Origin of the sequence: Corallococcus sp. CA041A (assembly GCF_003612075.1) — a bacterium.
In the GTDB taxonomy this organism is placed as follows: domain Bacteria; phylum Myxococcota; class Myxococcia; order Myxococcales; family Myxococcaceae; genus Corallococcus; species Corallococcus exiguus.
Window position 1 is genome coordinate 25,199 of record NZ_RAWF01000104.1, and the last position, 7,035, is coordinate 32,233.

Below are 7,035 nucleotides of genomic sequence, written 5' to 3' on the forward strand. Positions count from 1 at the left end.
GGCCGCCCGGCCCCCGCGCACGAAGACGCGAGCACCCGGCGGCCTGATTGCTTCACGAACGCGTCAGCTCACCCGAAGGCGCGCTTCGTCTCCACGCCCAGGAAGCGCGAGTACAGGTCCGCGATGCGCTCGCCCGTGCGGCCGTCCCACAGCTCCGGCACGCGGCCCTTCTTGTAGTCGCCGGACAGCACGCGGTTCGCGGCCTCGCGGATGCGCGCGGGGTCGGTGCCCACCACCTCGTTGGAGCCCACCTCCACGGTGATGGGGCGCTCGGTCTGCTCGCGCATGGTGAGGCACGGCACGTTCAGCGCGGTGGTCTCCTCCTGCAGGCCGCCCGAGTCCGTCATCACCAGCTTCGCCTGCGACGTGACGGACAGGAACTCCAGGTAGCCCATGGGGTCCACCAGCTTGAGCCCCGGCGTCTGCTCCAGCTTGGAAGCCAGCCCCTGCTCCGAAATCATCTTCCGCGTGCGCGGGTGAACCGGGAACACGACGGGCAGCTCCTTCGCCACGTCCATCAGCACGCCCAGCAGGCCCGCCAGCAGCTTCGGGTTGTCCACGTTGGACGGCCGGTGCAGCGTCGCCACCACGTAGCCCTTCGGCGTCAGGCCCAGGTTCTTCAGCGTGGGCAGCTGGTCGGCCTTCTCCTTGGACGACAGGAGCGAGTCGATCATCACGTTGCCCACCAGGTGGATGTGCTTCGGGTCGATGCCCTCCTTCAAGAGGTTCGCGTCCGCGTCGCGCGACGGCGTGAGCAGCAGGTCGGAGAGCCGGTCGGTGACGACGCGGTTGATCTCCTCCGGCTGGTGCCGCTCGAAGCTGCGCAGGCCCGCTTCCACGTGGGACAGCGGAATCGCCAGCTTGGACGTGACGAGCGCCGCGGCGATGGTGCTGTTCACGTCGCCCACCACGGAGACCAGGTCCGGCTTCTCCTGGAGGAAGACCTTCTCCATCTCCACCATCATCTTCGCCGTCTGCTCGGCGTGGCTGCCGGAGCCGATGCCCAGGTGGATTTCGGGCGGAGGCAAGCCCAGGTCCGCGAAGAAGACGTCACTCATCTTCGCGTCGTAGTGCTGGCCGGTGTGGATGACGAGCTGCCGCAGGGACGTACGCGCGGAGATGGCCCGGTGAATGGGTGCCACCTTCATGAAATTGGGACGCGCGCCAACGATGTGGATGACCTTCTTCATGTCGCCCCGGAAGCTAGGCATGGCGCCAGTTCTGGCCAGTGGTGGGCGCCAGTCAGCCCCTCCCCAAGCGCGGCGGGACGTCCTGAATCTGATAGATGCCGCCCCATGCCCGCCTCCTACACCGTGGCCGTCATCCCCGCCCGCCATGCCAGCACCCGCTTCCCTGGCAAGCCGCTCGCCCTCATCGCCGGCCGTCCGATGATCGAACACGTCTGGCGCCGCTGTCAGGAAGCCAGCGCCTTCGACGAGGTGTGGGTGGCCACCGACGACACGCGGATCCGCGACGTCGTGGAGTCCTTCGGCGGCAAGGCGGTGATGACCAGCCCCACCTGCCCCACCGGCACGGACCGCATCGCGGAGGTCGCCCGCGCCCGTCCGGACGTGGAGGTGTGGGTGAACGTGCAGGGGGATGAGCCGCTCGTGGACCCCGCCGCCCTCAAGGTGCTCGCGGAGCTCTTCCAGGACGAAGCCGTGAACATGGCCACGCTGGTGCGTCCCCTGGAGCCGGAGGAGGTGGACAACCCCAACGTGGTGAAGGCCGTGCTCGCCCTCAACGGCGACGCGCTCTACTTCAGCCGAGCCACGGTGCCGCACGCCCGCGAGCCCGGCACACCCGTGCGCCGCTGGGCCCACCTGGGCCTCTATGGCTACCGGCGGGACACGCTGCTCCAACTCGCCGAACTCAGCCCCACCCCACTGGAGGAGGCGGAGAAGCTGGAGCAACTGCGCGCCCTGGAGCACGGCCTGCGCATCCGCTGCGCCAGCGTGAACTGGCGCACCGTGGCGGTGGACGTGCCGGAGGACGTGGCCCGCGTGGAGGCCGTGATGCGCGAACGCGCTGCCGTCAGATGACGGGCAGCTCGTCCGGCTCGTCGCCCTTCGGGAAGGCCGCGTCGATGCGCTGGAGCTCGTCCTCCGTGAGCTTCAGCGAGGCCGCGCTCGCGTTGTCCCGCACGTGCGCCGCGTTGCTCGCCTTGGGGATGGCGAACACCGACGGCCGGCGCACCAGGAACTGGAGCGCCACCTGGAAGGGCGTCACGCCATGCGCCTTCGCGATGGACGCCAGCACCTTGCCGCCCGCGCTGGTGGGTGACGGGAACTGCCCGTTGCCGAAGGGGCTGTAGGCCACCACCGCCACGCCCTGCGCCTCGCACCACGGGATGACCGCGTGCTCGATGGCGCGCTCCTCCAGGTGGTACAGCACCTGGTTGCACGCGATGCGCCCCTTGCCCGCGAGCGCCAGCACCTCCTCCAGGTCCTCCACCCCGAAGTTGCTCACACCCCAGGAGCGGATCTTCCCCGCCGCGACCAGCTCCTCGAAGGCCTCCACCGTGCCCTCCAGCGGGTGCGAACCGGGCCAGTGCAACAGGTAGCAGTCCAGGTGGTCCGTGCCCAGGCGCTTCAGGCTGCGCTCGCAGGCGGCCACCGTGCCCCTCCGCGTCGCGTTGGACGGCATCACCTTGGAGACGAGGTACACCTCCTCGCGCCGGGCCTCGATGGCCTTCGCCACCAGGGCCTCCTCCACCTGCCCCTGGCCGTAGAGCTCCGCGGTGTCCAGGTGCGTGAGCCCCAGGTCCAGCCCGGCGCGCAGGGCTCGGACGGCTGCTTCCGCGTTGTCTTCCTCCATCTGCCAGGTGCCCTGTCCGATGACCGGCACCGCCACCCCGGTGTTGCCAAAGACGCGCTTCTCCATGGCCCCTCCTCGCATGGAACGTGCCTTGGAATACCACCCAGGCCACCCGCCTGCATCCCGGCCCTGCGGACACCGTCCGGGCTGCACGTCCCCCGACAGTCCGGTAGGCTCCGCCGGTGCCTCCCTCCGTTACCGCTTCGACACCGCACCTCTCCTCCGGGGTCACCGGGCGCCGCCTGCTGGCGCTCGCCCGCCCTGAGCTGGGCACGCTGCTGGTCGCCACCGTCTTCCTGTTCATCAGCAGCGGCGCCAGCCTGGTCTACCCCCAGGGCGTCCGCATCCTCATCGACGAGGCCCTCAACGCGAAGAACCGCGGCCTCATCGACAAGGCCGCGCTCGTCATGCTGGCCGTCTTCCTGGTCCAGGGCGTGGCCACCGCCGTGCGCTTCTACCTCTTCACCAACGCCGGCGAGCGCGTGGTCATGCGCCTGCGCCATGACTTCTTCCGGCGCCTCATGGACCAGGAGGTGGCCTTCTTCGACACGCACCGCACCGGAGAGCTCACCAGCCGGCTCGCCTCCGACACCACGGTGCTCCAGAACACGGTGAGCGCGAACATCTCCATGGGGCTGCGCAACGCCGTGCAGGCCCTGGGCGGCATCGTGCTGCTCTTCTACACTTCGCCCTCGCTCACCTTCCTGATGCTCGCCATCGTGCCCGTCGTCGCCGTGGGCGGCATGGTCTACGGCCGGCGCGTGCGCGGGCTGTCGCGCAACGTGCAGGACGCGCTCGCCAAGGCCAGCGAGGTCGCCGAGGAGAGCCTGTCCGGCATGCGCACCGTGCGCTCCTTCGCGGCGGAACCCTCGGAGGTGGCGCGCTACGGCAACTCCGTGCGCAACGCCTACGAGGTCGCCCGCAACCGCGCGCGCCAGTCCGCCGCCTTCATGGGGGGCGCCTCCAGCGCGGGCTACATCGCCGCGGTGGTGGTGTTCTGGTACGGCGGCCGGCTGGTGGTGGACGGCGAGCTCTCCGTGGGCGCCCTCACCTCGTTCCTCATCTACACGATGCTCGTGGCCGTCTCCCTGGGCTCCCTGGCGGACCTCTGGGCGGACTTCATGCGCGCCTCCGGCGCCGCCGAGCGCGTCTTCGAGCTGATGGACCGCGCGCCCTCCATCCCCGCCAACGAGGGCGAGCGCCCCGCCACCGTCGAAGGCCGCGTGGAGCTGCACGGCGTGCACTTCGCCTACCCCACGCGTCCGGACGTGCCGGTGCTCCAGGGCATCGACCTCACCGTCAACGCAGGCGAAGTCGTCGCCGTGGTGGGCTCCTCCGGCGCCGGCAAGTCCACCCTCGCCGCCCTCCTGTCGCGCTTCTATGATCCGCTCCAGGGCGAGCTGCGCCTGGACGGCCGCCCCCTGAAGTCCCTGGACCCCAGCTGGCTGCGGCGCCACGTGGGCATGGTCGCCCAGGAGCCCCTGCTCTTCTCCTGCTCCATCGCGGACAACATCCGCTACGGCCGCCCGGACGCCACCGACGCGGAGGTGGAGGCCGCCGCCCGCGCCGCGAACGCGCACGACTTCATCCAGCGCTTCCCTGACGGCTACCGCACGGAGGTGGGCGAGCGCGGCGTGCAGCTGTCCGGCGGCCAGAAGCAGCGCGTGGCCATCGCGCGGGCCGTGCTCAAGGACCCGCGCATCCTCATCCTGGATGAGGCGACGTCCGCCCTGGATTCAGAGAGCGAGCACCTGGTGAAGGACGCCCTGGACCGGCTGATGCAGGGCCGCACCACGCTCATCATCGCCCACCGCCTGTCCACCGTGGCCAACGCCCAGCGCGTGCTGGTGATGGAGCACGGCCGCGTGGTGCAGAGCGGCACCCACTCCACCCTCATGACGCAGGACGGCTTGTACCGCCGCCTCGTGGAGCGACAGGTCGTCGCCGCCTGAACGCTCGTTCCTCGGACGACCCCCGCCTACCTCGCGGTCTTCATGGCGGGAAATGAGGGCGCGCATTATCTCTGCTGCCGCAAGAAAGGAGGTGATGCCTTGAACGACAGCAAGATCAAGGCGTCCACCTCCGTCGCGGTGGCCTGCTAACGCGGGTTGTCCCCGGCGGAAGTGACGCCTGCGGTAACGAGTCGCCCCCGTCCTTGCCGACGGGGGCGACTTTTTTCGTCCCCCTCCCTACCGGGAATGTCCTGTCCACCCACCGGTTCGTGGCCGCCGGGGGGAAGTGCCATCCACGACCGTAGGGGTCGCCTGCCGGAGAACTTCCGTGTCCATCACGCCATGTCCCATCCCGCTGCCCTCTGCCCTCCGTGACGAGGAGACGGTGGATGACCAGCGCAATCTTTTTTGTCCCAACTACGATGCCTGCCTGCACCAGGTCGTGAAGAAAGGCTGGGAAGGCTGGAGTTGCCGGGGGTGCGACCTGCGCCATTTCCGCGTCGGCCAGCCCACCGCCCAGCAGTTCGCTGTCGCCCGACCCGGGGGTTGGGACGCGCAGTGAAGGGCTGACCCTGCGGGTCGGGGCCAGCCGGCCGTCCGTGCGTCAGAGAATATTTGACGCCCCCTGGCCCTCTTGGCAGGAAGGGACATGCGCTCCAAGAAAACCAAGTTCATCTTCGTGACGGGCGGCGTGGTCAGCTCGCTGGGGAAGGGACTGGCCTCCGCATCCATTGGCGCCCTCCTTGAGAACCGCGGGCTGGACATCACGCTCATCAAGCTGGATCCCTACATCAACGTGGATCCGGGCACGATGAGCCCCTTCCAGCACGGCGAAGTGTTCGTCACCGAGGACGGTGGCGAGACCGACATGGACCTGGGCCACTACGAGCGGTTCACCCACGCCCGGATGAGCCGCCTCAACAACTTCACCTCCGGCCGCATCTACAACGCGGTCATCACCAAGGAACGCCGTGGCGAGTACCTGGGCAAGACGGTCCAGGTGATTCCGCACATCACGGATGAGATCAAGGCCAGCATCCGCCAGGCCGCCCAGGACGTGGACGTCGTCATCGTGGAGGTCGGCGGAACGGTGGGCGACATCGAGTCCCTGCCCTTCCTCGAGGCCATCCGCCAGATGCGCTACGACGTGGGCAGCCAGAACGCCGTCTACATCCACCTGACGCTGCTGCCGTACATCGGCGCCGCGGGTGAAGTGAAGACCAAGCCCACGCAGCACTCGGTGATGAAGCTGCGCGAAATCGGCATCCAGCCGGACTTCCTCCTGTGCCGCACGGACCGGGAGATTTCGCGCGAGCTGAAGGACAAGATCGCCATGTTCTGCAACGTGGACAACGGCAACGTGTTCACGTCCCCGGACGTGCGCAGCATCTACGAGCTGCCCCTGGAGCTGCACCGCCAGGGCCTGGATGAGCGGCTGGCGGAGGTGCTCAACATCTGGAGCCGCGCCCCCCACCTGGAGAAGTGGGAGACCATCGTCCGCAAAATCTACGAGCCCGCGCGCGGTGAAGTCACCGTCGGCATCGTGGGCAAGTACGTGAACCTCACGGAGAGCTACAAGAGCCTCAACGAGTCCCTGCTCCACGGCGGCATCGCCAACGACGTGCGCGTGAAGCTGCGCTTCGTGGACAGCCAGGACGTGGAGGCTCAAGGGCCGGAGAAGACGCTCGAGGGCGTGGACGCGGTGCTCGTGCCCGGCGGCTTCGGCGTGCGCGGCACCGAAGGGAAGATCGCCGCGGTCCGCTACGCGCGTGAGAACAAGCTCCCCTTCTTCGGCATCTGCCTGGGCCTCCAGATGGCCGTGGTGGAGTTCAGCCGCACCGTGCTGGGCTTGAAGGGCGCCAACAGCCTGGAGTTCGACGAGCACACCGCGCACCCCGTGGTGACGCTCATGGAGAGCCAGGTGAAGGTGCAGGACAAGGGCGGCACCATGCGCCTGGGCAGCTACGCGTGCGCGCTCAAGCCCGGCAGCGTCGCGCACAAGCTCTACGGCCAGGAGGCCATCCAGGAGCGCCACCGCCACCGCTACGAGGTCAACAACTCCTACCGCGGCCGGCTCCAGGAGGCCGGGCTCGTCATCTCCGGCCACAACCCGGAGCTGAACCTGGTGGAGATGATTGAGCTCGCGGACCACCCGTACTTCGTGGGCTGCCAGTTCCACCCTGAGTTCAAGAGCAAGCCCTTCGCCCCCCACCCCCTGTTCTCCGGCTTCATCGGCGCGGCGCTCGCCCAGCGGGACGCCCACCGG

General features: G+C 68.9%; 6 protein-coding genes. 4 read left to right on the forward strand and 2 right to left on the reverse strand.

The annotated features are described in order from the left end of the window. Window positions 1-68: 68 nt before the first annotated feature. Entirely contained in the window at window positions 69-1,190 is a 1,122-nt protein-coding gene (gene wecB / locus D7V77_RS19795) for a non-hydrolyzing UDP-N-acetylglucosamine 2-epimerase (protein WP_120577852.1), read from the reverse strand. 105 nt (window positions 1,191-1,295) lie between these two features. On the opposite strand from wecB, the gene kdsB reads away from it, so the two are divergent. Beyond that, complete coding sequence (kdsB, locus tag D7V77_RS19800) at window positions 1,296-2,042, forward strand: 3-deoxy-manno-octulosonate cytidylyltransferase (protein WP_120577853.1); 747 nt, start codon at window positions 1,296-1,298, stop codon at window positions 2,040-2,042. Here kdsB and D7V77_RS19805 read toward each other — a convergent pair. After that, entirely contained in the window at window positions 2,035-2,883 is an 849-nt protein-coding gene (locus tag D7V77_RS19805; protein WP_120577854.1) for an aldo/keto reductase, read from the reverse strand. The two genes, kdsB and D7V77_RS19805, sit on opposite strands and share 8 nt — an antisense overlap. A gap of 116 nt (window positions 2,884-2,999) precedes the next feature. Between D7V77_RS19805 and D7V77_RS19810 the strand changes: the two genes are divergently transcribed. The 3 genes from D7V77_RS19810 to D7V77_RS19820 form a co-directional block, all read left to right on the forward strand. After that, complete coding sequence (locus D7V77_RS19810) at window positions 3,000-4,769, forward strand: ABC transporter ATP-binding protein (protein ID WP_120577855.1); 1,770 nt, start codon at window positions 3,000-3,002, stop codon at window positions 4,767-4,769. A gap of 328 nt (window positions 4,770-5,097) precedes the next feature. Next, on the forward strand, window positions 5,098-5,331 hold the full coding sequence (locus D7V77_RS19815; protein ID WP_014393887.1) for a hypothetical protein: 234 nt from the start codon (window positions 5,098-5,100) through the stop codon (window positions 5,329-5,331). 87 nt (window positions 5,332-5,418) lie between these two features. Beyond that, window positions 5,419-7,035: CTP synthase (locus D7V77_RS19820; protein WP_120577856.1), on the forward strand; the 1,617-nt coding region annotated here is incomplete at its 3' end.

Excerpts from the sequence above, each read along its gene's own strand:
- wecB (WP_120577852.1), bottom strand. The coding sequence starts at position 1,190 with ATGAAGAAGGTCATCCACATCGTTGGCGCGCGTCCCAATTTCATGAAG.
- kdsB (WP_120577853.1), top strand. The coding sequence starts at position 1,296 with ATGCCCGCCTCCTACACCGTGGCCGTCATCCCCGCCCGCCATGCCAGC.
- D7V77_RS19805 (WP_120577854.1), bottom strand. The coding sequence starts at position 2,883 with ATGGAGAAGCGCGTCTTTGGCAACACCGGGGTGGCGGTGCCGGTCATC.